Annotated in this window: 17 protein-coding genes; 10 read left to right on the forward strand and 7 right to left on the reverse strand. The window is 66.3% G+C overall.

Going from position 1 to position 21,205, the window contains the following annotated elements:
- Positions 1 to 44: 44 nt before the first annotated feature.
- The 5 genes from FG323_RS15925 to FG323_RS15945 form a co-directional block, all read right to left on the reverse strand.
- Entirely contained in the window at positions 45 to 1,940 is a 1,896-nt protein-coding gene (locus FG323_RS15925) for a hypothetical protein (RefSeq protein ID WP_141455708.1), read from the reverse strand.
- A 160-nt stretch (positions 1,941 to 2,100) separates the two neighbouring features.
- The gene (locus FG323_RS19955) at positions 2,101 to 2,481 is read right to left on the reverse strand and encodes a prepilin-type N-terminal cleavage/methylation domain-containing protein (RefSeq protein ID WP_141455709.1); all 381 of its coding nucleotides are present in this window, start codon (positions 2,479 to 2,481) and stop codon (positions 2,101 to 2,103) included.
- Between the two features lie 775 nt (positions 2,482 to 3,256).
- Positions 3,257 to 3,688: a pilin gene (locus tag FG323_RS15935; RefSeq protein ID WP_141455710.1), complete on the reverse strand. Its 432-nt coding sequence runs from the start codon at positions 3,686 to 3,688 to the stop codon at positions 3,257 to 3,259.
- A 501-nt stretch (positions 3,689 to 4,189) separates the two neighbouring features.
- A complete protein-coding gene (locus FG323_RS15940; RefSeq protein ID WP_141455711.1) occupies positions 4,190 to 5,593 on the reverse strand; it encodes a sigma-54 dependent transcriptional regulator in 1,404 nt (467 codons plus the stop codon).
- 116 nt (positions 5,594 to 5,709) lie between these two features.
- Positions 5,710 to 7,332 (reverse strand): HAMP domain-containing sensor histidine kinase, encoded by a 1,623-nt coding sequence (locus FG323_RS15945; RefSeq protein WP_141455712.1) that lies wholly within the window; start codon positions 7,330 to 7,332, stop codon positions 5,710 to 5,712.
- A gap of 190 nt (positions 7,333 to 7,522) precedes the next feature.
- Here FG323_RS15945 and sucC point away from each other — a divergent pair, with 190 nt between their 5' ends.
- The 4 genes from sucC (at position 7,523) to FG323_RS15965 (ending at position 11,967) form a co-directional block, all read left to right on the forward strand.
- Positions 7,523 to 8,689, forward strand: coding sequence for an ADP-forming succinate--CoA ligase subunit beta (sucC, locus tag FG323_RS15950; RefSeq protein ID WP_141455713.1), 1,167 nt, complete (start codon positions 7,523 to 7,525; stop codon positions 8,687 to 8,689).
- Positions 8,690 to 8,715: 26 nt separating this feature from the next.
- Positions 8,716 to 9,588 carry a succinate--CoA ligase subunit alpha gene (sucD, locus tag FG323_RS15955; protein ID WP_141455714.1) on the forward strand — a complete coding sequence of 291 codons (873 nt, stop codon included), beginning with the start codon at positions 8,716 to 8,718 and terminating at the stop codon, positions 9,586 to 9,588.
- 349 nt (positions 9,589 to 9,937) lie between these two features.
- Positions 9,938 to 10,321 (forward strand): DUF559 domain-containing protein, encoded by a 384-nt coding sequence (locus FG323_RS15960; RefSeq protein WP_141455715.1) that lies wholly within the window; start codon positions 9,938 to 9,940, stop codon positions 10,319 to 10,321.
- A gap of 8 nt (positions 10,322 to 10,329) precedes the next feature.
- Positions 10,330 to 11,967 (forward strand): NAD+ synthase, encoded by a 1,638-nt coding sequence (locus tag FG323_RS15965; RefSeq protein WP_141455716.1) that lies wholly within the window; start codon positions 10,330 to 10,332, stop codon positions 11,965 to 11,967.
- Positions 11,968 to 12,197: 230 nt separating this feature from the next.
- Here FG323_RS15965 and FG323_RS15970 read toward each other — a convergent pair whose 3' ends face one another.
- Positions 12,198 to 13,076 (reverse strand): outer membrane protein assembly factor BamD, encoded by an 879-nt coding sequence (locus tag FG323_RS15970; RefSeq protein ID WP_141455717.1) that lies wholly within the window; start codon positions 13,074 to 13,076, stop codon positions 12,198 to 12,200.
- A gap of 109 nt (positions 13,077 to 13,185) precedes the next feature.
- Between FG323_RS15970 and rluD the strand changes: the two genes are divergently transcribed.
- The 4 genes from rluD to FG323_RS15990 are packed head-to-tail and all read left to right on the forward strand — an operon-like array spanning position 13,186 to position 15,869.
- Positions 13,186 to 14,160 carry a 23S rRNA pseudouridine(1911/1915/1917) synthase RluD gene (gene rluD, locus FG323_RS15975; protein WP_141455718.1) on the forward strand — a complete coding sequence of 325 codons (975 nt, stop codon included), beginning with the start codon at positions 13,186 to 13,188 and terminating at the stop codon, positions 14,158 to 14,160.
- On the forward strand, positions 14,157 to 14,909 hold the full coding sequence (pgeF, locus tag FG323_RS15980; RefSeq protein WP_141455719.1) for a peptidoglycan editing factor PgeF: 753 nt from the start codon (positions 14,157 to 14,159) through the stop codon (positions 14,907 to 14,909). Before rluD ends, pgeF begins: the two co-directional genes overlap by 4 nt.
- Positions 14,894 to 15,448, forward strand: a complete 555-nt coding sequence (locus FG323_RS15985) for a DUF4166 domain-containing protein (protein WP_141455720.1) — start codon at positions 14,894 to 14,896, stop codon at positions 15,446 to 15,448. Before pgeF ends, FG323_RS15985 begins: the two co-directional genes overlap by 16 nt.
- Positions 15,438 to 15,869, forward strand: a complete 432-nt coding sequence (locus tag FG323_RS15990) for a DCC1-like thiol-disulfide oxidoreductase family protein (RefSeq protein WP_141455721.1) — start codon at positions 15,438 to 15,440, stop codon at positions 15,867 to 15,869. Before FG323_RS15985 ends, FG323_RS15990 begins: the two co-directional genes overlap by 11 nt.
- A gap of 269 nt (positions 15,870 to 16,138) precedes the next feature.
- Here the strand turns inward: FG323_RS15990 and FG323_RS15995 are convergent, their stop codons facing one another.
- Entirely contained in the window at positions 16,139 to 18,565 is a 2,427-nt protein-coding gene (locus tag FG323_RS15995; protein ID WP_141455722.1) for a TonB-dependent receptor, read from the reverse strand.
- 313 nt (positions 18,566 to 18,878) lie between these two features.
- Here FG323_RS15995 and FG323_RS16000 point away from each other — a divergent pair, with 313 nt between their 5' ends.
- Together FG323_RS16000 and FG323_RS16005 are read left to right on the forward strand one after the other, a co-directional pair.
- Positions 18,879 to 19,355, forward strand: a complete 477-nt coding sequence (locus FG323_RS16000; protein ID WP_181444264.1) for a DUF3574 domain-containing protein — start codon at positions 18,879 to 18,881, stop codon at positions 19,353 to 19,355.
- A gap of 257 nt (positions 19,356 to 19,612) precedes the next feature.
- Positions 19,613 to 21,187 (forward strand): hypothetical protein, encoded by a 1,575-nt coding sequence (locus FG323_RS16005; RefSeq protein WP_141455723.1) that lies wholly within the window; start codon positions 19,613 to 19,615, stop codon positions 21,185 to 21,187.
- The last annotated feature ends 18 nt before the right edge of the window (positions 21,188 to 21,205 follow it).

Genomic DNA, 21,205 nt, shown 5'->3' on the forward strand with positions numbered 1-21,205 from the left:
AGCGCGGAGTGCCCTCGGGTTTCTTCCCGCAAGTTTGCCGTACTTTACTGATTCGGTTCGATCTTAGCCTTCATCCCATAAGCCTCACGCGCACTGTCGATCTGTGTGCGCAACCAGCGAAGGCCCGCCTGGTCGGTGGAATTGGAGCGTTCCGCTCTTAACGTGGCCTCTCGCAGGGTGGCTTCGGCGCCGTCAATGTCGCGGGTACCCAGTTGGGAAAGTACCAAAGGCATGGCGATGCCTGCTTCAGCGTTGGGCTGCCAGGCCAAACGAGCCGGGGGCAGTGCAGCGCGCCAATTGCGTTCGCGCACATGAAACTGGGCAGCGAAGTAGCGAAGCACGATCTTGGGCCTGGCACCGTCGGGCTGGCGCCTGGCTCGATCAGCCAGTTGGGTTAGCATCGCCCCTATTCGGTCGTTTGATGCTTGCTTGCACCGGCCATTTTCAGTCGCTGCATAGAGGAACTTAAGGGGCATGGTCTCGGCTAGCGTCAGAGGCATCGGAGTCGTCTGGCTGAAGGTCGCCAGATCCTCAAGATTCGGCTCTCCGTTCAGGACGCAGGACGCATAGAACCTATAAAGATGTGCAAGCGAGCGGTGCCTGGGTTCAGGTGAGCCCTGGAGGGTCCCAAGTATCTGGTCCACCCGGCTGGAATCACGACGGCCCAAGGCATTCGACAGAACGGCGGCATTTGCACGCAGCGAGTACGGATGAGCGGCCAAGCTCGATTCGGCGATGAGTCGTTCGTCTTGCCACACCAGGGCTCGCCCATGTGTACCTGCTGCCAGGACGAGAAGGCCGCCGGCAAGCAGGGGAATGCCTATTCTGGTTGGGCGAAGTCCCTTGCCGGCTAACCACCGGCCAAGCAAGTTGGCCAACGCGACGATGGCGGTCAGGATTCCAACGGCTGGAAGATAGTTGCGATGCTCGAAGTAGAGTTCCAGCGGAATAGGGCCAGCTTCCAGGGTATGCGCGGCGAGAAAGAAGAACCAGCCAAAAAATATGGAGGGGAGTCGCTTACGAAAGCGATATGCGAGGACACTGAGCATTGCCAGCAAGACGAACGAGGCCAGCGTCGTTATCGGTTGAAGCAGGCTGGTGGAGACTACGAAGTCATCGGTATAGATGCCCATGGCCGGGGGATTCGGGAAAACAAGTTTCCACAGGTAGTCACAAAGTGCACGGCCTTGGCTCAGCAGTCGCTCGACAAGCGTGAAGTCGCGGCCACTGTACCAACCCAATACCCGACCGGGGTTTGCAGCCAGGATCAATAGTCCCAAGGTGAAGGGGATAAGGACGTAAAACGCGATGAATAGCCGACCTGTCCTGGCGCGGCTGCCACGATAGTAGGCCAGTTCAACAACCGCGCAGAGCAGAGGTAACAGAATGCCATTTTCCTTGGCGAGAAATGCCAGCCCTGTCATGCCTGGAACAAGCAGCATGATTGCCCAGGCAACTCGATTCGATGGGGTTGTTTCCAGTTTGTCCCGCAAGTAGGTATAGAGCCACAATCCAAGCAGAATGATCAGCGTGGAGAGTTGGGCCATGCGCTGGACGACATAAAGCACTGTGCTGGCGTGCAGGGGGTGCAGTAGCCACAAAGCTGCAACTGCTCCGGCGTAGAACGATGCCCGCGGTGCGAGATTGGAGTCTCGTTGCAGCAACTGCTTCAGTAGCCCGAACAGAACCAATCCACACAAAACATGGATGAGCAGGTTGCCCAGTTTCAAGGAGAACGGTGTGAAGCCGGTCAGCCAAGCATTGAGCGCGAATGACGCCATTGAGGCGGGACGTCCAAAAGTACCCGCACCGCGTTCGAACAGGAGGGTGTGGAGTTCCAGCTTGCCTTCCAGCCAAGGCTTGAGGGCCGCCAAGTTGGCCGGGTCATCGAGCAGGAAGGGGCCGTCCAGGCCGACCCAATATGCCAAAAGCGTGGCCATGGAAGCTGGGACCAGCAGGAGCGCAACTCTGTGTCTGTCCGAGGGTGTCATGGGTTGGTTGGAAATCGTTGGGCCAGAAAAAAAACCCCGGCATATCGCCGGGGTTTCTTTGTCAAACGCTTGCCAGAGCCTGTAGCTGCACCGGCGGCGATACCGTCAATTACGGAGCCGGGCAGGCTTCCGGCGTATTGGACGCGGTGAGAGTGGCACCGGTGTAGGTCGGGGTGCAGACCCACTCGATGCGACCATTGGCGGTGTTGGGCGCCAAATCGACCGAAGCTTCTTCATACGTGCCGGTCAGCGTGCCGTCGGTGGTGTCGCAGGCGCCCGTCTTGGTGATGCCGTCGCACAGGGGGTTGCCGGCGCCAATGTTCTCGCCGACCTTGATCTTCTCGCCGGCGACGGAGCCGATGGCGTTGGTGATCTTGGCCTTGATGGTGTAGTCACGGTACAGCGGCAGCGCGATGGCGGCCAGGATGGCGATGATGGCGACCACGATCATCAGTTCGATGAGGGTGAAACCCTGCATGTTCTTCTTCATGAACTTCCCCTTTCAGGATTGGCTTGGATGGTTAAGGACACTCCAGCCCCCGTGTCCTTAAGCGTTGGACCGTGGGCGCCGTGCAAGACGACGCACGTGCTTTAAGTCACGTGCAGGATGTGTGCCAACTGTAAGCGCCCCTCTCCCCGTCCCCGATGGTTCGCGGGAAAGACCCCAGACACCTAAGTCGAGATAACTATGACATCAATCTCGTTGGACCGGTATCAGGAAAAAGGGGATCAACCGCGGGAATGATCACAATCTGACAATTTGGCCCCGCGCGGGTCGTTCTTCAGGTGCAAAGAATGCAGGTGTAAATATTGGGCACAAAGTGACAATTTGCGTCACTTTAGTGGTCGAAAGATTGACGCTGGGGAGGGGAATGAGGCCCCGAGCTGGCAGGAGTGCTGGCTGACGCGCTCGCGTAACCGCCAAACGGTTGTCGCTTTTTCCGGATCCTCGAGTTGACCGCCATCGCACTCCAGTAGGTCGGCCAAGCGCTTCGGGTGTGGGTTGAATTCCGGAACTCGCGATGTGCCGCTTCGGGGTCTGGCATCACTCGTGTCACGGATCTGCGTACGCGATGGACATCGGTGGCTACTGCGTCGAGGGCGTGTCGGTAGATGGATCCGATCTCTCGATGCTCATACACAACAAACCCCGCTCTCGCGGGGTTTGTTGCCTGGGGAGGCGTCAATTCATGATGATGCGTATCGCCGCAGCCTTCCTCCAGCGTGGAGTCGCGAATCTTGACTTTGCGTAGTGCGGCAGTGCTTCAAGATTTCGCAGCCCCTGCCTTAGTACAGCCCGTGGGCCAATACTTCTCATCCAGATCGGTTTTACAGGTCCAGACGCCATCGTCATCACGTTCTAGAGTGATTTTTCTGCCAGTGAACTTGTCTTTCACGCCATTGATGCCTGTGCAGGCAATGCTGTTGCCCGTAGACACGTCGACGGTGCAGTAGGACGTCGTAGCATGAATGTTGATGTACCCCGGATCGGTTGACTTCGTAGACGGCGTCTTACCGCTCGTCACCGCGAGTTCGAAACCGGTCTTGCCCGGCGAGATCTCAGCCAGTGCGGCGGTTGCCTGCGTCCTGACGTTGTAGTCCTGGAAGACGGGCATTGCGATGGCGGCGAGAATGGCAATGATGCCGACCACGACCATCAGTTCGATCAGAGTGAAACCTTGCATGTTCTTTTTCATGTGACACGTCCCCGTGTTGCTTTGCTTGGTGGGCGGAGGCGCACCCGTCCGGCTCCCGCGTCAGCGGAAGTTGCTCGTCAGGGCACGTTTGCCCCTCGGAAACATCGAACGGATGCCGCTTTCAGCGCCGACGCCGTATCCGTGGAAAGTGAAAGGTTCGGGATACGAACGTTCGGCGCGGAGCGCACGATATCGACGGCCTACTGCCGCCTGGGGCGGGCGTGGTCACACTCTTTTCCAGAGTGAGGGGGGTCATGCGGTTGACGACAAATTGCGTCAATCGGGGGGCGTATGTTTGGTGTAGTGGGGGAGGGAGGCGTGACCTTGGGGCGGCGGGAATGTGGTTCTCCCGGGCATCGCGGGCGAATCCCCCGTCACCCGCTGGCGCGGGTGCCCGCCCCCTTTTTCAAAGGGGGCTATCTTGTTCAAGGTCTATTGAGGGGCGGGTGGTGACGCATTCGCGGGAGCCGTTTCCCGCGTGGCGCGGCGGTCGGCTGCGCGCTACTCCATGCCCAGCTTTTTCAGCTTGTAGCGCAGGGCGCGGAAGGTGATGCCGAGCTGGGCGGCGGCGCGGGTCTTGTTCCAGCGGTTTTCTTCCAGTGCCTTCTGGATGGCCGCGCGTTCGAGTTGTTCGATGTAGTTGGGTAGCGGGCCGCCGGCGGGATCGATGTCGATCGGGGGCGCGCCGGCCACGGGTGCGGCGCCGGGACCGGCGTCGGCCATCGCGCGGGGCGCGGCGGCGGAGGCCTGGGGCAGGTAGAGGTCGCCGATCTCGATGCTGTGGCCGTCGGCCATCGCCAGCGCGCGTTCGAGGATGTTCTCCAGTTCGCGGACGTTGCCCGGGAACGGATACCGGCGCAGTTCGGCCATGGCGTCCGGCGACACCGAGGGGGCGTTGCGGCCGTGCTGGTCGGCGAGTCGATCGAGGATGGCGCTGGTCAGCTGCGGCAGGTCGCTGGCGCGCTCGCGCAGCGGCGGTACCCGCAGCTCGATGACGTTGATGCGGTAATACAGGTCGTGGCGGAAGCGGCCGTCGCTGGCCAGTTCGCCGATGTCCTTGTGGGTGGCCGAGAGGATGCGCACGTCCACCTGCACTTCCTGCGAGGCGCCGACCGGGCGCACGGCCTTTTCCTGGATGGCGCGCAGCAGTTTGACCTGCATGGGCAGGGGCAGCTCGGCGACCTCATCCAGGAACAGGGTGCCGCCGTTGGCGGCCTGGAACAGGCCGGCCTTGTCGGCGTGGGCGCCGGTGAAGCTGCCCTTCTTGTGGCCGAAGAACTCGCTTTCCATCAGCTCGGCGGGAATCGCGCCGCAGTTGACCGGCACGAACGGACCACTGGCGCGGGCGCCCTGCTCGTGGATGGTGCGGGCGACCAGTTCCTTGCCCACGCCGGACTCGCCGCGGATGTAGACCGGGGCCTGGCTGCGGGCGACCTTGCCGATGGTGTCGCGCAGGATGGCCATGGCCGGGGAACTGCCCAGCAGCCGGCTGGCCTGCTCGGGCGGCGGCGGCGGGGCCGGCGCGCGCTCGGTGTTGTTGAGTTCCAGGGCGTGCTTGACCAGTCCGCGCAGGACGGTCAGGTCCACCGGCTTGCTGACGAAATCGAAGGCGCCGGCCTTCAGCGCCTCGACCGCCAGTTCGATGTTGCCGAAGGCGGTGATCATGGCGACCGGGGTGCGGGGGTAGTTGCGGGAGATCTCGCCGACCAGTTCGATGCCGTTGCCGTCGGGCAGGCGCATGTCGGTGAAGCACAGGTCGTAGCTGTTGCGTGACAGGAGTTCACGCGCCTCGCCGAGGTTGGCCGCGGTATCGATGCGCAGGCCCATTCGGCCCAGGGTCAGTACCAGCAGTTCGCGGATGTCGCGTTCGTCGTCGACGATAAGGGCGCTACGGTTTTCGCTCATGGATCCCCCTTCAGCCCCTGTCCGTTCAGTGTACCGGCTGAACAGGAGTGGTCGCTAGTGTGAGGTCTCAAACATGAAGACTGCGGCACGGAATGGTCCGGATCCGGTCGGATGGCTCAGGCGGGCAGCAGCGCATGCGGGCCGGGCAGGGTGATGCGGAAGCAACTGCCGCCGCCGGGAACCGGGACGTACTCCAGGGTGGCCTGGTTGGCCCGGCACAGCTCGCGGGCGATGTACAGGCCCAGGCCGGTGCCGTGCTCGGAGGTGGTGAAGAACGGCCGGAACAGCTGCGCGGCCACCGCTTCGGGAATGCCGGGACCCCGGTCCATGACGTCGATCATCGGGCGGTGGTCGGCCTGGAACACCCGCACCCGCACCCGCGCCGACTCGCCCGGCAGGCGCCCGTAGTTCATCGCGTTCTGCACCAGCACGGTCACGATCTGCTGGAGATGGCGTTGATCGACCAGGGCCGGGACCGGGCGTGGGCCGATCACCGCCTCCAGGGTATCGGTCTCGATCGACAGCGATTGCTGGTACTCGTCGATGAAGCGGCGGACGAAGGTATTGAGGTCCAGGTGCTCCGGGCTGGCGCGCTCGCGCCGGGCCAGGCCCAGCACGCTCTCGACGATGCCGTTGGTGCGCTGGCACTGCTGGTGGATGATCTGCAGCAGGCGGCGGTCGCCGTCGATGATCTGGCGGGATTCTTCCAGCAGCTGCACCGCGTAGTTGATGGCCGCCAGCGGGTTGCGGATCTCGTGGGCCAGGCTGGCCGAGAAGCGGCCCAGCGCGGCCAGGGTCAGCGATTCGGCGCGGCGCGAGACCACGGTGGCGTCGTCCAGGAAGATCAGCGAGGTCTCGCTGTCGGCCAGCAGGCGGGCGAAGCGCGGCTGCACCTCGGGCTGGTCGGGCGACAACTGCATGGGGGTGTCGTCGGCCTGCCAGCCGTTGCGCCAGCGCTGCAGGCGGCGGGCCAGCTCCGGCGCGGTGTGGGTGAGCAGGACGCCAACGCCGTCGCTGGCACCCTCGCCACCCTCGCCGTCGCCGAGCAGCAGGCTGGCGGCCTCGTTGGCCAGCTTGATGTGGTTGTCCGCGTCCACCACCAGCACGCCGGTGCGCATGCGGCGGATGATCAGTTCGTTGATTTCGACCAGGTTGGCGACCTCGGCGCCGCGCTGATCCGCCAGCGCCTCGCTGCGGCGCGCGCGCTGGCCGGCCTGGTGGGCCAGGTAGCCGACGGCCAGGTAGCTGATGGCGAACATCACCACCTCGGCGATCGAGCGGTCGGTGCCGCCGTCGTGGAAGAAGGTCCAGCCGTACTCGGCGAACAGCATGGCCACGGTCAGGCCGATCATCGCCAGCGCCCAGTTGCGCGAGGGCAGCAGCAGCACCCCGGCGGCGACGTTGAACAGCAGCATCATCGCGACCCCGGCGGTGGTCGCCGGCAGGGCATGGGTGATGACCGCGGCCGCGACGATGTCCACGGCCAGGCCGACGACCACGGTGAGGGTCATCCAGCGGGGACTGCGCACCAGCAGCAGCAGGACCGAGGCGGCCAGGTAGCCGACCGTGACCCCCAGTCCCAATTGCGGGTGGCGCTGGGAACCCAGCAGGTCCGAAAGCGGGCTGAACACCAGCCCGGCCAGGATCGCCGCTTCCAGCGTCCGGTACAGGGCGAAGAAATACAGTTCGCGCCGCGGGGCGGATTCGATGCGTCCCAGGATCGAATGGCTTTGCGGCAAGCGCGGACTCCCCCCGTCGGCGATGGCATCAGTATAGGCAGGCCGGGCCCAGGAGGCTGATTTTGCGCCGTCCGGCCCGCTGGGCGACAATAGGGGGCTGGCTGGCGCCCGCCGGGCGGCCTTCGCACGTCCAAACGCGCTTTTCCGGGACGTCCGGCCTCGCTTACCTGTTCCCTACCCACGGTGACGCATGAATTTCCACGAATACCAGGCAAAACAACTGTTTGCCGAATATGGCATTGCAGTTCCGGCCGGGCGCGTCGCGCGCACGCCGGAAGAAGCGGTTGAAGCCGCGAAGTCCATTCCGGGCGACCTCTGGGTCGTGAAGGCCCAGATCCACGCCGGTGGCCGCGGCAAGGCCGGCGGCGTCAAGCTGGCCAAGACCCTGGACGAAGTGAAGCAGTACGCCGCCGCGATGCTGGGCACCCGCATGGCGACCTACCAGTCGGCCGGCGTGGCCCTGCCGATCGACGCGGTGCTGATCTCCGAAGGCACCGACATCGCCAAGGAACTGTACCTGTCGGTGCTGGTCGATCGCGCCACCAAGGCCGTCACCTTCATCACCTCCAGTGAAGGCGGCGTGGAGATCGAGAAGGTCGCCGCGGAAACCCCGGAACTGATCCACCAGCTGGACGTGAACTTCGTCCAGGGCCTGCAGCCGTACCAGTGCCGTGATATCGGCTTCAAGCTGGGCCTGAACGCCAAGCAGGTCAACCAGCTGACCAAGATCATGATGGGCCTGTACAAGCTGTTCAACGAGAAGGATCTGGCGCTGGTCGAACTGAACCCGCTGGCGATCCTCACCAACGGCGATCTGGCCGTGCTGGACGGCAAGGTCAACTCCGACGACAACGCCTCGTTCCGCCATCCGGACCTGGTCGCCATGCGCGACAAGGCGCAGGAAGACGAGACCGAAGTGCTGGCCTCCGAGCACGACCTGAACTACGTGACCATGGACGGCAATATCGGCTGCATGGTCAACGGCGCCGGCCTGGCGATGGCCACCATGGACGTCATCAAGCTCAACGGTGGCGAGCCGGCGAACTTCCTGGACGTCGGCGGCGGCGCCACCAAGGAACGCGTGACCACCGCGTTCAAGCTGATCCTGTCCAGCGACAAGGTCAAGGCGATCTTCGTGAACATCTTCGGCGGCATCGTCCGCTGCGACATGATCGCCGAAGGCATCATCGCCGCGGTCAAGGACGTGGGCGTGAAGGTGCCGGTGATCGTGCGCCTGGAAGGCACCAACGTGGAAGCCGGCAAGGCGCTGCTGCGCGATTCCGGTCTGGCCATCATCCCGGCCGACGACATCAACGACGGCGCCAAGAAGGCCGTCGCTGCGGTCAAGGCCGCCTGACCCCACGACGAGACTAGGAATAATTCATGAGCGTTTTGGTCAACAAGAACACCAAGGTCCTCGTCCAGGGCTTCACCGGCCAGCAGGGCACCTTCCACGCGACCCAGATGGTCGAGTACGGCACCCAGGTGGTGGGCGGCGTGACCCCCGGCAAGGGCGGCACCACCCACATCGACCTGCCGGTCTACAACACGATGCGTGACGCGGTGCAGGACACCGGCGCCGACGCCTCGGTCATCTACGTGCCGCCGCCGTTCGCGGCCGACGCGATCCTGGAAGCGGCCGACGCCGGCATCAAGGTGATCGTGGCGATCACGGAAGGCATTCCGGTGCTGGACATGCTGCGGGTCAAGAACACCCTGAAGGGCTACCCGGGCGTCACCCTGATCGGCCCGAACTGCCCTGGCATCATCACCCCGGGCGAGTGCAAGATCGGCATCATGCCGGGCCACATCCACCAGCCGGGCAAGATCGGCATCGTCTCGCGTTCGGGCACGCTGACCTATGAAGCGGTCAAGCAGACCACCGACGTGGGCCTGGGCCAGAGCACCTGCATCGGCATCGGCGGCGATCCGATCAACGGCCTGAACTTCGTCGAGGCGCTGACCCTGTTCAACAACGATCCGCAGACCGAAGGCATCATCATGGTCGGCGAAATCGGTGGTTCGGCCGAGGAAGAAGGCGCCGAGTACATCGCCAAGCACGTCAAGAAGCCGGTCGTCGGCTTCATCGCCGGCGCCTCGGCCCCGGCCGGCAAGCGCATGGGCCACGCCGGCGCCATCGCTTCCGGCGGCAAGGGCACGGCGGAAGGCAAGTTCGCGGCGATGGAAGCCGCGGGCGTGACCACGGTCCGCTCGCCGGGCGATCTGGGCGCGGCGATTGCCGCCCGCCTGAAGTAAGTCGTTTCCGCGTTTTGCGGAATGGACGAAAGGCCGCCTTCGGGCGGCCTTTTGTTTTGGGTGGGTTGGATGGCTTCGGCTTGCCCCCACCCCGGCCCTCCCCCGCGAGCGGGGGAGGGGGCTTGAGAAGTCGAGCATTCCCGCGGGTGGGCAGGAGGGTTGAGGCGCTCCCGCGTGGGCGGGGAGGAGGTTAGGGGGATCGAGCGCGCACGGATGGGGTGGGTACTCCAACGAATTGTCCTGATTTGTCGATTGGCAGTCGGGCGCGGCTTCTGGCCCCTTCCCCCGCTTGCGGGGGAAGGTTGGGATGGGGGCAAGATGCCAACCCACCCAAGCACAGGACGTGCGCATGCGACCGGGACAGAAGCGGAACAGGGCGCGCGAGCTTCGCAAGGACATGACACCGGCCGAACGCCGCCTCTGGACCATCCTGCAGCGACGCCAGCTCGAAGGCTTCCATTTCCGCCGGCAATGCCCCATCGGCCCCTACATCGCCGATTTCGCCTGCCTGGAGGCGCGATTGCTGATCGAAGTGGACGGCGGCCAGCACATGGATGCCGCGACGGATGTACGACGGGACACCTTCCTGCGCGAGGAGGGCTTCCAGGTCCTGCGCTTCTGGAATAATGAGGTGATGACGAACCTCGAAGGTGTTCGCGCGCTGATCGTTTCGCGGCTGCCGGGCACCGCCCACGTCCCGCTTTCCCGCGCAGCGGTGAAGGCTCGAACCTGAAGACCGACATGTCCCAGACCCTCCGCATCGCCCTGGCCCAGTTCGATTTCCCCGTGGGCGACGTCGCCCGGAATGCCGAGCGCATCGCCGCGCAGATCGCCGAGGCGCGTGACGAGTACGGCGCGGATATCGTGCTGTTCCCGGAATTGGCCATCAGCGGCTATCCGCCGGAAGACCTGCTGCTGCGGCCGCGTTTCCTGGCCGATTGCGAGACCGCGCTGCGCCAGCTGGCCGCCACCACCCACGGTATCGTCGCGGTGGTCGGCTGGCCCGAATCGGCCGGCAGCGTGGTCTACAACTCGGCCAGCGTGCTGCGTGACGGCCATCTGGAAGCGACCTACCGCAAGCGCGAGCTGCCGAACTACGCGGTATTCGACGAGCGCCGTTATTTCGACGTGGATCCGAACGGCGAGACCTGCGTGTTCGAGGTCAAGGGCGTGCCGGTCGGGCTGATCATCTGCGAAGACCTGTGGTTTCCCGAACCGCTGGCCGCGACCGCGCGCGCCGGGGCGTCGATGGCGCTGGTGCCCAATGCTTCGCCCTACGATCGCGACAAACATGCCCAGCGCGACGCGCTGCTGGCCGAGCGCACCCGCGATACCGGCCTGGCGCTGGCCTATCTGAACGTGGTCGGCGGGCAGGATGCGCTGGTGTTCGATGGCGCTTCCGTGGTGGCCGACGGCGACGGCACCGTGCATCCGGCTGCGGCGGCGTTCACCGATCAATGGCTGGTGGTGGACTACGACCCGGCCGGACGCCGCTTCAGCCCGGTGCAGTGGATGGACGATGGCGACGAGAGCCGCGACGCGCTGGCCTGGCGCGCGATCGTGCGCGGACTGCGCGATTACTGCGGCAAGAACGGCTTCCAGAAGGTCTGGCTGGGCCTGTCCGGCGGCATCGACTCGGCACTGGTGCTGGCGCTGGCGGTGGACGCGCTGGGGGCGGAGAACGTCACCGCCGTGCGTTTGCCGTCGCGCTACACCGCCGGGCTGTCCAACGACCTGGCGGCCGAGCAGTGCCAGGCGCTGGGCGTGCGGCTGGAGACGATTCCGATCGAGGCGCCGTTCAAGGGGTTCCTGGAAACACTGGGGCCGTTGTTCGCTGATACTCCGGCCGACACCACCGAGGAAAACCTGCAGTCGCGCAGCCGCGGCGTGATCATGATGGCGCTGAGCAACAAGTTCGGCGGCCTGCTGCTGACCACCGGCAACAAGAGCGAATACGCGGTCGGCTACGCGACCATCTATGGCGACATGTGCGGCGGCTACGCGCCGATCAAGGATCTCTACAAGACGGAGGTGTTTTCGCTGGCGCGCTGGCGCAATACGGTCGGCGGTGCACCGGTGATCCCGCCGGCCGTCATCAGCCGTCCGCCGTCGGCGGAGCTGCGCGAAAACCAGACCGACCAGGATTCGTTGCCGCCCTACGACGTGCTGGATGCGATCCTGTTCCGCTACGTGGATCTGGAACAGTCGCGCGACGAGATCGTCGCCGCCGGTTTCGACGCCGCCACCGTGGACCGGATGCTGCGGCTGGTCCGCATCAACGAGTGGAAGCGCCACCAGGCCGCGCCGGGGCCGAAGATCTCGCGCCGTGCGTTCGGCCGCGAACGGCGGTATCCGATCACCAACAAGTACGGTAGTTGAGGGGCGGGACTGTATTGGAGTTGGCTGGCTTTGGTTTGCCCCCACCCCAGCCCTCCCCCGCAGGCGGGGGAGGGAGCCAAGCATTCATCGGGCGGGGGAGGGAGCCAGGCGCTTTGTGCTTCTGCCCCTTCCCCCGCTTGCGGGGGAAGGTTGGGATGGGGGCGCTTTTCAAAAAACGCCCAACAAAAAAAGGGCCTTGCGGCCCTTTTTTCATGCGCGATACGCGCGGCTCAGTCCTTCTTGCGGACGGCGGCGCCGCTGGCCGGCGATTTCTCGCCCGCGAACGGGTTGAGCTTGCGGATCGCCCAGGGGTACTTGGGCCACTCGCCGGTCAGCCAGGGGTGCTGCGGTTCGTTCAACTGCAGCACGCGGCGGGCGTCATCGGCCAGGGACTTGTTGCCCAGCTGGGTGTAGGCCTCGCCGAGCACGGCCACGGCGTCGTACTGGTACTCGCTCTGCGGATAGGTTTCCAGCAGGTAGCGGGCGCGGGTGGCGGCGGAAATCCAGGCGTCGCGGCGCAGGTAGTACAGCGCGGTGTCCATTTCGTGGCGGGCGAACTGGTTGCGCAGGTAGACCATGCGCTGGCGCGCGTCGGCCGCATAGCGGCTGTTCGGGTAGCGCTCGGCGACGATGCTGAAATCGTTGTAGCCCTGCATCGGCGTGGACAGGTCGCGGCGGCTGGCATCCAGCTTCCACACCCGCTGCAGGAACACCGCGTCGCGGGTCGAGTTGGACAGGCCGCGCAGGTAATACATGTACGGCACGTTGCGGTGGGTCGGATAGGTGCGCAGGAACTTGTCGATCGAGGAGACCGCGTCGTCCAGCTTGCCGGCCTTGTACTGGGCGTAGGCCGATTCCATCAGCGCCTGCTCGGTGTACGGGCCGTACGGATACTGGGCCACCAGCGCGCGGAAGTTGGTCTGGGCGCGTTCCCAGTTCTCGTTCATCATCGCCTGGTGGGCGGTCTCGTACATCTGCTCGACCGGCTGGACTTCCACTTCCTTCTTGCGCTTGAACATGCCGCAGCCGGTACCGGTGGCGACGATGACGAGCAACAGCAGGCCGGTGCGGGCGACGGCGGTGAAACGGGTGGAAGCACGCTGGGTCATGGGCTGGCGGCAATGCCGCGGCAGGGAAACAGGCTGTCGATGATAGCCTAGGCGGTGCCCAAGCCATGAACAATCGGCGAACATCCCCGGTTTCCGCCGCCCCACCCCGATGACCGATACCCTGCCTCCCGAGGCGCCGCGCACCGCGCGGGTGCCTGAATCCGCTGCCGGACGCCGTTTCGACGCCGTGCTGGCCGAGCTTTTCCCCGAATTCTCCCGTTCCCGACTGGCCGAGTGGATCAAGTCCGGCGACGCCCGCCTGGACGGCCAGGCGGTCAGGCCGCGCGACCCGGTGCGCGGTGGCGAACTGGCCAGCCTGGCCGTGGTGCTGGAAACCCAGACCCACGCCGAGCCCGAAGACATCCCGCTGGACATCCTTTACGAGGACGAGCACGTGTTCGTCCTGGACAAGCCGGCCGGACTGGTGGTCCACCCCGGCGCGGGCAACCCGACCGGCACCCTGGTCAACGCGCTGCTGCACCGGGATGCGTCGCTGCACACCCTGCCGCGCGCCGGCATCGTCCATCGCCTGGACAAGGACACGTCCGGGGTCATGGTGGTGGCGCGTACCCTGCCGGCGCAGACCGCGCTGGTTGAACAGCTCTCCTCGCGCGAAGTGCACCGCCAGTACCTGGCGGTGGTGGTCGGCGCGATGGTGTCCGGCGGCACCGCCAACGCGCCGATCGACCGCCACCCGCGCGATCGCCTGAAGATGGCGGTGCGCGACGACGGCCGCGACGCGGTCACCCATTACCGCCTGCGCGAGCGCTTCCGCGCCCACACCGCGCTGGAGTGCCGGCTGGAAACCGGCCGCACCCACCAGATCCGTGTGCATATGGCGCATATCCGCTATCCCATCGTCGGCGATCCGCTGTACGGCGGACCGCTGAAGCTGCCCAAGGGTGCCAGCGAGGAACTGGTGGCGACGCTGCGCGGCTTCCGCCGCCAGGCGCTGCATGCCGAGACGCTGGAATTCCGCCATCCGGTCAGCGGCGAACCGATCCGGGTCTCCGCGCCGGTGCCGGCGGACATGCTGGAGCTGATGGCCGCGCTGCGCGCCGATACCGAGGCGCAGCGCGGATGAGCGCGATCCTTCCGGCCGACTGGCCGGCACCGCCCGACGTGCGCGCGTTCACCACGCTGCGCCATGGCGCGGGTCGCTCGCGGGCGCCGTTCGACAGCTTCAATCTCGGTACCCGCTACGGCCAGTACCGCGATGATCCGGCGGTGGTGGAAGCCAACCGGGCGGAACTGGTCGAGCGGTTCGGATTGCCTTCGCCGCCACGCTGGCTGCACCAGGTCCACGGGACCGGCGTGGTGCGGTTCGGGCAGGAAGCGGCGGGGGACGAGCCGGACGGCGACGCCGCCGTCACCGCCGAGCCCGGCGTGGTCCTGGCCATCCTCACCGCCGATTGCCTGCCGGTGGTGTTCGCCAGCGATGACGGTCGGGCCGTGGGCGCGGCCCACGCCGGCTGGCGCGGGCTGGCCGGCGGCGTGCTGGAGCGGACGGTGGAAAACATGCGGGTGGCGCCGGAACGGCTGCTGGCCTGGCTGGGTCCCGCCGCGGGACCACAGGCCTACGAGATCGGCGAGGAAGTGCATGACGCTTTCGTCGGCGCGGACCCGCGCGCCGCGTCCGCATTCGTGCCCACCCGTGCCGGCCACTGGCGCGTGGATCTGTACGCGCTGGCGCGGTTCCGGCTGGACGATGCGGGCGTGACGCGGGTCCATGGCGGCGGCCTGTGCACGATCACCGACGCGCAGCGGTTCTATTCGCATCGCCGCGACGCGCAGACCGGGCGGATGGCGACCCTGGTATGGATGCAGCCGTAACGGCTGGCGCGGAAGCGGCCCGGCCCCTGTTCGCCCGGTTGCTGGGAGCGGATTTCGCGGCCCTGCCCGAGGTGGTGCGCCGATTGCATCTGCGCGCCGGCTCGGCGCGATACCTGGGCGAGGTCGACGTGCGCCGCGGCAGTGGCCTGTTGTCGCGGCTGTGCGCGGCGGCGACGCGGTTGCCGCCGGCGGGAAGTGGCGCCATCGCGGTCGATATCGACATCCGGCCGGATGCCGAACGCTGGATCCGCCACGTGCGGGGGCACGCGATGGCCTCGCGGCTGTGGCGAGAAGACGGCCTGCTGTGCGAGCAACTGGGACTGGTGCGGTTCGGATTCCGCCTGCGCGTGCGCGACGAGGGTATCGAATGGGCCGTGGAGCGCGTGCACGCGCTGGGCGTTCCGTTACCGGCGCGCTGGTTCAGCGGCGTCCGCGCGCGCGAGTCGGCGCAGGGCGAACGCTATGCGTTCGACGTGCAGGCCGCGTTGCCGGTGATTGGCTTGCTGGTGCATTACCGGGGTTGGCTGGATGTCGCCTGAGGTGGACGTGGACACGGGCGCCGATGCCGGCGAGGCCGTCGTCGTGTTCGACGGCACCTGCGTGCTCTGCAATGGCTGGGTGGATTTCCTGCTTCGCCATGATCGACGCCGCCGCTATCGATTCGCCGCGATGCAGGGAACCGCGGGACGCGCGCTGCTGGCGCGGCATGGCCTGGATCCGGACGACCCGGCGTCGTTCCTGTTGCTGGAAGACGCGCATGCGTGGACGGACACGGATGGCATCCGCCGCGTCCTGGCCGGACTGGGAGGCGTGTGGACGCTAGCGCACCTGATGGTGCTGGTGCCGCGCCGCCTGCGCGATGCGATCTACCGGAGGCTCGCGCTCAACCGCTATCGCTGGTTCGGCACCACCGCATGCCGGATTCCCGATGAAACCGAACGCATGCGCTTCCTGGATTGAGGATTCCCGGTTGTCGTCATTCCAGCGGAAGCTGGAATCCATGGGGTGTCCGATCGCGTGAGCGGCAGGCAGAAGCACAATGGGTCCCAGCGTTTGCTGGGACGACGGAAGGTCTTGTGGAACCTGGGCTGATCGGGCGGGCGCCCCATCCGCGACTCTGGCCAGCCAGCTTTCGTCGCGAACGTGCGGTTGCCGCGCGGTCCCGTTCCGCGGCGCCCGCCCGGTCAGTGCGGTGAAGCCTCCCGCGCCCGGCGCGGGAGGCCTGTACTTCAGAAGCTGTAGCGCACGCGCGTGTAGTAGTACGCGCCGTTGCTGCCGATCGGGGACAGCACGTCGTAGGGCAGATTGCCGAAGTAGTAGATGTCCTGGTTCGACAGGTCCGGATACTCGTCGGTCAGGTTGAGACCACCCAGCGCCACGCTCCATTTCGGGCTGAAGCGGTATTCCACCTCCGCGTCCAGTTGCCACTTGGCCGAGTAGGTCTGCTCCGGCTCGAAGCCGCCGCCGAAGTTGAAGATGCGCTTGGCGCTGCCGTGTCGGGTCGCCCGGCCCAGCAGCGACCACCTGTCGTTGTTCCAGTTGGCGCTGAGCACGCTGCGGGTGCGCGGCGCGGCGTCGGTCAGGGTGTTGCTCTCCTCGATGCCGAACAGCACGTAGGACGGATCGATTGCCAGCAGCTCCGGCGGCGTGGCGGTGATGCGCTTGATTTCGGTCTTGGCGTAGCTCCAGGTGCCGGTCAGCAGCAACTGCCCGCCGCCCAGACCCTGGCGCCAGTTGGCGACCAGCTCGCCACCCTCGGTGCGGGTATCGGCGGCATTGATGAAGAAGTTGACGCTCTGCACGCCGGGCACGCCGAAGTTGTCCTGCACGAATTCGGTCAGCGCGTCGCCGCTGATGCGCTCGGTCAGCGCCACGCGGTCGTCGATGTCGATGCGGAACACATCGAAGGACAGGTCGAAGTGATCGCCGATGCGGCTGGTGAAGCCCAGGCTCAGGTTGACCGATTTCTCCGGTTGCAGATCCTGCGCGCCGAGCGCGCGCGCGATCGGGTTGTTGACCGACAGCAGGCGGCCCTGCAGCAACTGGCCGGAGGCGTCGTAGCCGGTGGAGGTGGATTCGAAGCCGATCTGGCTCAGCGACGGGGCGCGGAAGTTGTTCGACACCGAGCCGCGCAGCGCGAACGCGGGCACGAACTCGTAGCGCGCGGCCAGCTTGCCGGTCAGTTCGCCGCCAAAGTCGTCGTAGTGCTCGTAGCGCGCGGACACGTCGGTGAAGAACTTCTCGCCGAACTGGCTGCTCAGGCTGGCGTACACGCTGACCACGTCGCGGCTCAGGTCCGCGGTGTCCTGCGGGGTCAGGCCGCCGCCGGCCTGCGAGCCGGTCGGGCGATCGGTGTACGGGCCGGCCGCGTAGGAGGCCAGATCACCGGCGCCGGTTTCATAGTCCTCCCGGCGGAACTCCACGCCGGTGGCGAAGGTGTGCGCGCCGAACACGCGGCTGACATCGAAGTTGAACAGCGCCTGCCGGAACTCGTAGTCGCCGGTGCGGAAGCGGGTCGGGCTGGTGGGGCCCAGCGAGGCGTTGAGCGAATTGCGCAGCCGATAGGTGAAGGCGTTGCGGCCGTAGTTCAGGCTGGCATCGTAGTCCCATTCGCCCCACTGGCCGCGCAGGCCGGCGACCACGGCGGTGTCGCGGTTCTCGCCCAGCGACAGCGGGCGATAGCCGTTCGGATAGACCTCTTTCCAGTTGGCCACGCCGTCCGGGTAGCGGAAGTAGTTGGCGCCTTCGGTATCGCTCTGGTGGAAGGTACCGAACGCGTAGAACTCGGCAGCGTCGCCGATCGGCAGTTCCGCGTTGAACCAGCCGTTGATGGCCTTGGACTCGCCGTCGCCCAGCCAGTAGTTGCGCTTGCCGGTCAGGGCCAGGTTGTCCGGAGTCTGTTCCTCGAAGAACGGGATCTGATCGAAGCCGGCGCGGTTGGTGCCGTTGCGCTGCTTGTATTCCAGGCCCACGCGCAGGAACCCGCCTTCGCTGCCCAGCGCGGTGCCGACCTGGCCGCTGAAGAAACCGGCCTGGCCGTCGGTCACGGTGCGGCGGATCGGTTCGACGTCGGTGTGGTGCGCGCCGTAGCTCAGCTCCAGCGCGCCGCCTTCGGGCGCGTCATTGAGGATCACGTTGATCACGCCGGCCACGGCATCGGAACCGTACTGCGCGCCGGCGCCGTCGCGCAGCACCTCGATGCGCTTGATCGCGCTGACCGGAATGGCGTTGAAATCGACCGGCGTATTGCCCTTGCCGATCTTGCTGTCGGTATTGACCAGCGCGCTGGTATGGCGGCGCTTGCCGTTGATCAGCACCAGCACCTGGTTGGGGCTGAGGCCACGCAACTGCGCGGCGCGGACGTGATCGGCGCCGCCGGAGTTGGACTGGCGCGGGAAGTTGAACGACGGCAGCAGCGCCTGCAGCGCGCTGCCCAGTTCGCCATTGAGGACGCCGGCCTTGCGGATGTCCTCGGCGGTCAACACGTCGACCGGCGCGGTGGATTCCAGCACCGTGCGATCCCGCGCGCGGGTGCCGGTGACGATGACGGTGTCCAGATCGGTGGTGCCGGCGGTACCGGCCTCCTGGCCGAAGGCGGGGGCGGAGAGGACGAGGGCGATGGCGACGCCGAGCGGCGCCACGAGGGGGCGGGACATGGAAACTCCTGGAGCGATACGGGAAATCGGGGGAGGGTGCGGCGGGCCGGGGCCCGGCGACACGGGTCAACGGCGATGGCTGGCAGCCATCAACAGGAACAGCGGATCTGGCGGGAATGCATGCGTGGGGCCCTGGGAGGCGGCGGGACAGTCTAGAACTAACTATCCATCCGGATAAAGCGATATATTAACGCCCCGACCGGGGAACCGGCCGCGTCGCGGTCATGGCCGCTGCCCATCTGCTCATGCCAATGGGTTATTTCGACGCGGAACGCCCCGGGCCGACAGTACCGTTCCCCCACGGAGTCGTTCCATGCGCCTGCGCCACACCTTGTTCCTGTCCCTGATCCTGGCACTTGGTGCCTGCGCCACCACGCCGCCCGGCCGCACCACGGCTTCCGCCCCGGACACGGCGATCACCGCCACGATGCAGGGCGACGCGGCCCGGCCCGCACAGGCGCAGCATTGGGTCCGCAGCGAGCTGTATTTCGGCGTGGGCACGGAAGGCGATGCGGCCAGCAACATCAGCGAGGCGCAATGGCGCGCGTTCCTGGACAAGGAAGTGACCCCGCGCTTTCCCGACGGCCTGACCGTGTTCGACGCCTACGGCCAATGGCTGTTCCGCGGCAAGGACGGCCCGGAGCGGCTGAACTCGAAGGTGCTGGTGATCCTGCACGAGGACAGCCCGCAGCGCCGCGCCGACATCGAAGCCATCCGCCTGGCCTGGAAACAGGCGACGCACCACCAGTCGGTGCTGTGGTCGCGCCAGCCGGCGGAAGTTTCGTTCTGAGGGCGTCCTCGCCATTCCTTTCCATGTGGGAGCGACGTAAGTCGCGATTGTGGAATTGGGCCGGTCGCGGAATTCGACGCGGCAGGGTTCCCGCCGCAACGGCGCTTTTCATGCGTGCGTAGTCGCATCCGTGCCTCCAGCGTCTGCGCATCGGGCTGGCAATCGCGACTTACGTCGCTCCCACAAGTCCGAACCGGCACCGACACCCCGGCAATCCGTTCTGACACTATGACTTCCCCTCCCGCCCCCGAATCCCCATGACCGCTCAAACCCGCCCCCGCTGGTTCGTTCCCGGCGACCTCAACGGCTTCTTCGGCCTGGTCGTGGACAACCTGTCCATCCTCGGCTTCATCTCGGCCGCGCTGATCGGCATCTTCCAGTTTCCCGCCGAGGTGGTGTTCACCCGGATGTTCCCGGGTACCGCGCTGGGCGTGCTGGTGGGCAACCTCATCTACACCTGGATGGCGCACCGGCTGGCCGCGCGCACCGGCCGCGACGACGTCACCGCGATGCCGCTGGGACTGGACGCGCCGACCAGCATCGGCATGGCGCTGCTGGTGCTGGGGCCGTCGTTCGTCGCCTTCAAGCAGCAGGGCCTGGATCCGCAGGCGGCCGCGATCGCCACCTGGCAGCTGGGCATGGCGTCGCTGGTGGTGATGGGCGTGCTGAAGCTGGTGCTGTCGTTCTGCGGTGACGCGATCACCCGCGCGGTGCCGCGCGCGGCGCTGCTGGGCTCGATTGGCGGCGCGGCGCTGACCCTGCTGGGCTTCCTGCCGCTGATCGAGACCCTGCGCTCGCCGGTGGTGGGATTCGTCACCTTCGGCCTGCTGCTGTACGTGCTGATCGCCAAGGGCAAGCTGCCGGTGAAGATTCCGGGCGTGCTGCTGGCCTTCATCGTCGGCACCATCCTGTACTACGGGCTCGGCCTGGCCGGCCTGGGCACGCCGGGCTTCAAGCTGCCGGACGCGGTGCCGTTGAGCTTCACCCTGCCGCTGCCGACGCTGGGCTTCCTCGACGGCCTGCCGCACACCGTGCCGTACCTGCCGCTGCTGCTGCCGTTCGGGTTGCTGATGGTGGTGGGCGGCATCAACGTCAGCGAAAGCGCGCGCGCGGCCGGCGACGATTACCGCACCCGCGACGTGCTGCTGGCCGAAGCGGTCTCCACGCTGGTCGCCGGCTTCTGCGGCGGCGTGGCGCAGACCACGCCCTACATCGGCCAGCCGGCCTACAAGCACATGGGCGCGCGGCTGGGCTACACGCTGCTGACCGGATTGTTCATCGGCCTGGGCGGCATCCTCGGCTACGTGTCGGGGCTGGTGCAGTGGCTGCCGATCGCGGTGCTGGCGCCGATCATCGTCTACGTCGGCCTGGACATCACCGTGCAGGCCTTCCACGAAAGCCCGCGCCCGCACGCGCCGGCGGTGGCGCTGGCGTTCCTGCCGTCGATCGCCTACCTGCTGGTGATCAAGGTCGGCAATCCGGCCTGGATCGCGCCGGACAACTTCGCCGCGCTCTACAACGGCGTGGACGGGCACGGCCTGCCGGATCTGGCCGCGATCGTGACGCTCGGCAACGGCTTCATCATCACCGCGATGATCTGGTCGACCGCGCTGGTGGCGATGATCGACCAGCGCTTCCGCCGCGCGGCGGTGGTGTTGCTGATCGGCGCGGTGCTGACCCTGTTCGGTTTCATCCACTCGGTGGATCCGCGCGGCAGCATCTACCTGCCGTGGGACGTGCAGGGTTTGCCGAAGGCGATCCTGTGGCAGTTCTTCGGCGCGTATGTGGCGCTGGCGACCCTGCTGGGACTGCTGTCGCTGCAGAAACGGTAAGCCGGATCGAAATCCGTC

Origin of the sequence: Pseudoxanthomonas sp. z9 (assembly GCF_006542425.1) — a bacterium.
Taxonomy (GTDB): Bacteria; Pseudomonadota; Gammaproteobacteria; order Xanthomonadales; family Xanthomonadaceae; genus Pseudoxanthomonas_A.

Coding starts and splice junctions, on each gene's coding strand:
- FG323_RS15925 (WP_141455708.1), bottom strand. CDS start 1,940: ATGGCCACGCTTTTGGCATATTGGGTCGGCCTGGACGGCCCCTTCCTG.
- FG323_RS19955 (WP_141455709.1), bottom strand. CDS start 2,481: ATGAAGAAGAACATGCAGGGTTTCACCCTCATCGAACTGATGATCGTG.
- FG323_RS15935 (WP_141455710.1), bottom strand. CDS start 3,688: ATGAAAAAGAACATGCAAGGTTTCACTCTGATCGAACTGATGGTCGTG.
- FG323_RS15940 (WP_141455711.1), bottom strand. CDS start 5,593: ATGAGCGAAAACCGTAGCGCCCTTATCGTCGACGACGAACGCGACATC.
- sucC (WP_141455713.1), top strand. CDS start 7,523: ATGAATTTCCACGAATACCAGGCAAAACAACTGTTTGCCGAATATGGC.
- sucD (WP_141455714.1), top strand. CDS start 8,716: ATGAGCGTTTTGGTCAACAAGAACACCAAGGTCCTCGTCCAGGGCTTC.
- FG323_RS15960 (WP_141455715.1), top strand. CDS start 9,938: ATGCGACCGGGACAGAAGCGGAACAGGGCGCGCGAGCTTCGCAAGGAC.
- FG323_RS15965 (WP_141455716.1), top strand. CDS start 10,330: ATGTCCCAGACCCTCCGCATCGCCCTGGCCCAGTTCGATTTCCCCGTG.
- FG323_RS15970 (WP_141455717.1), bottom strand. CDS start 13,076: ATGACCCAGCGTGCTTCCACCCGTTTCACCGCCGTCGCCCGCACCGGC.
- rluD (WP_141455718.1), top strand. CDS start 13,186: ATGACCGATACCCTGCCTCCCGAGGCGCCGCGCACCGCGCGGGTGCCT.
- pgeF (WP_141455719.1), top strand. CDS start 14,157: ATGAGCGCGATCCTTCCGGCCGACTGGCCGGCACCGCCCGACGTGCGC.
- FG323_RS15985 (WP_141455720.1), top strand. CDS start 14,894: ATGGATGCAGCCGTAACGGCTGGCGCGGAAGCGGCCCGGCCCCTGTTC.
- FG323_RS15990 (WP_141455721.1), top strand. CDS start 15,438: ATGTCGCCTGAGGTGGACGTGGACACGGGCGCCGATGCCGGCGAGGCC.
- FG323_RS15995 (WP_141455722.1), bottom strand. CDS start 18,565: ATGTCCCGCCCCCTCGTGGCGCCGCTCGGCGTCGCCATCGCCCTCGTC.
- FG323_RS16000 (WP_181444264.1), top strand. CDS start 18,879: ATGCGCCTGCGCCACACCTTGTTCCTGTCCCTGATCCTGGCACTTGGT.
- FG323_RS16005 (WP_141455723.1), top strand. CDS start 19,613: ATGACCGCTCAAACCCGCCCCCGCTGGTTCGTTCCCGGCGACCTCAAC.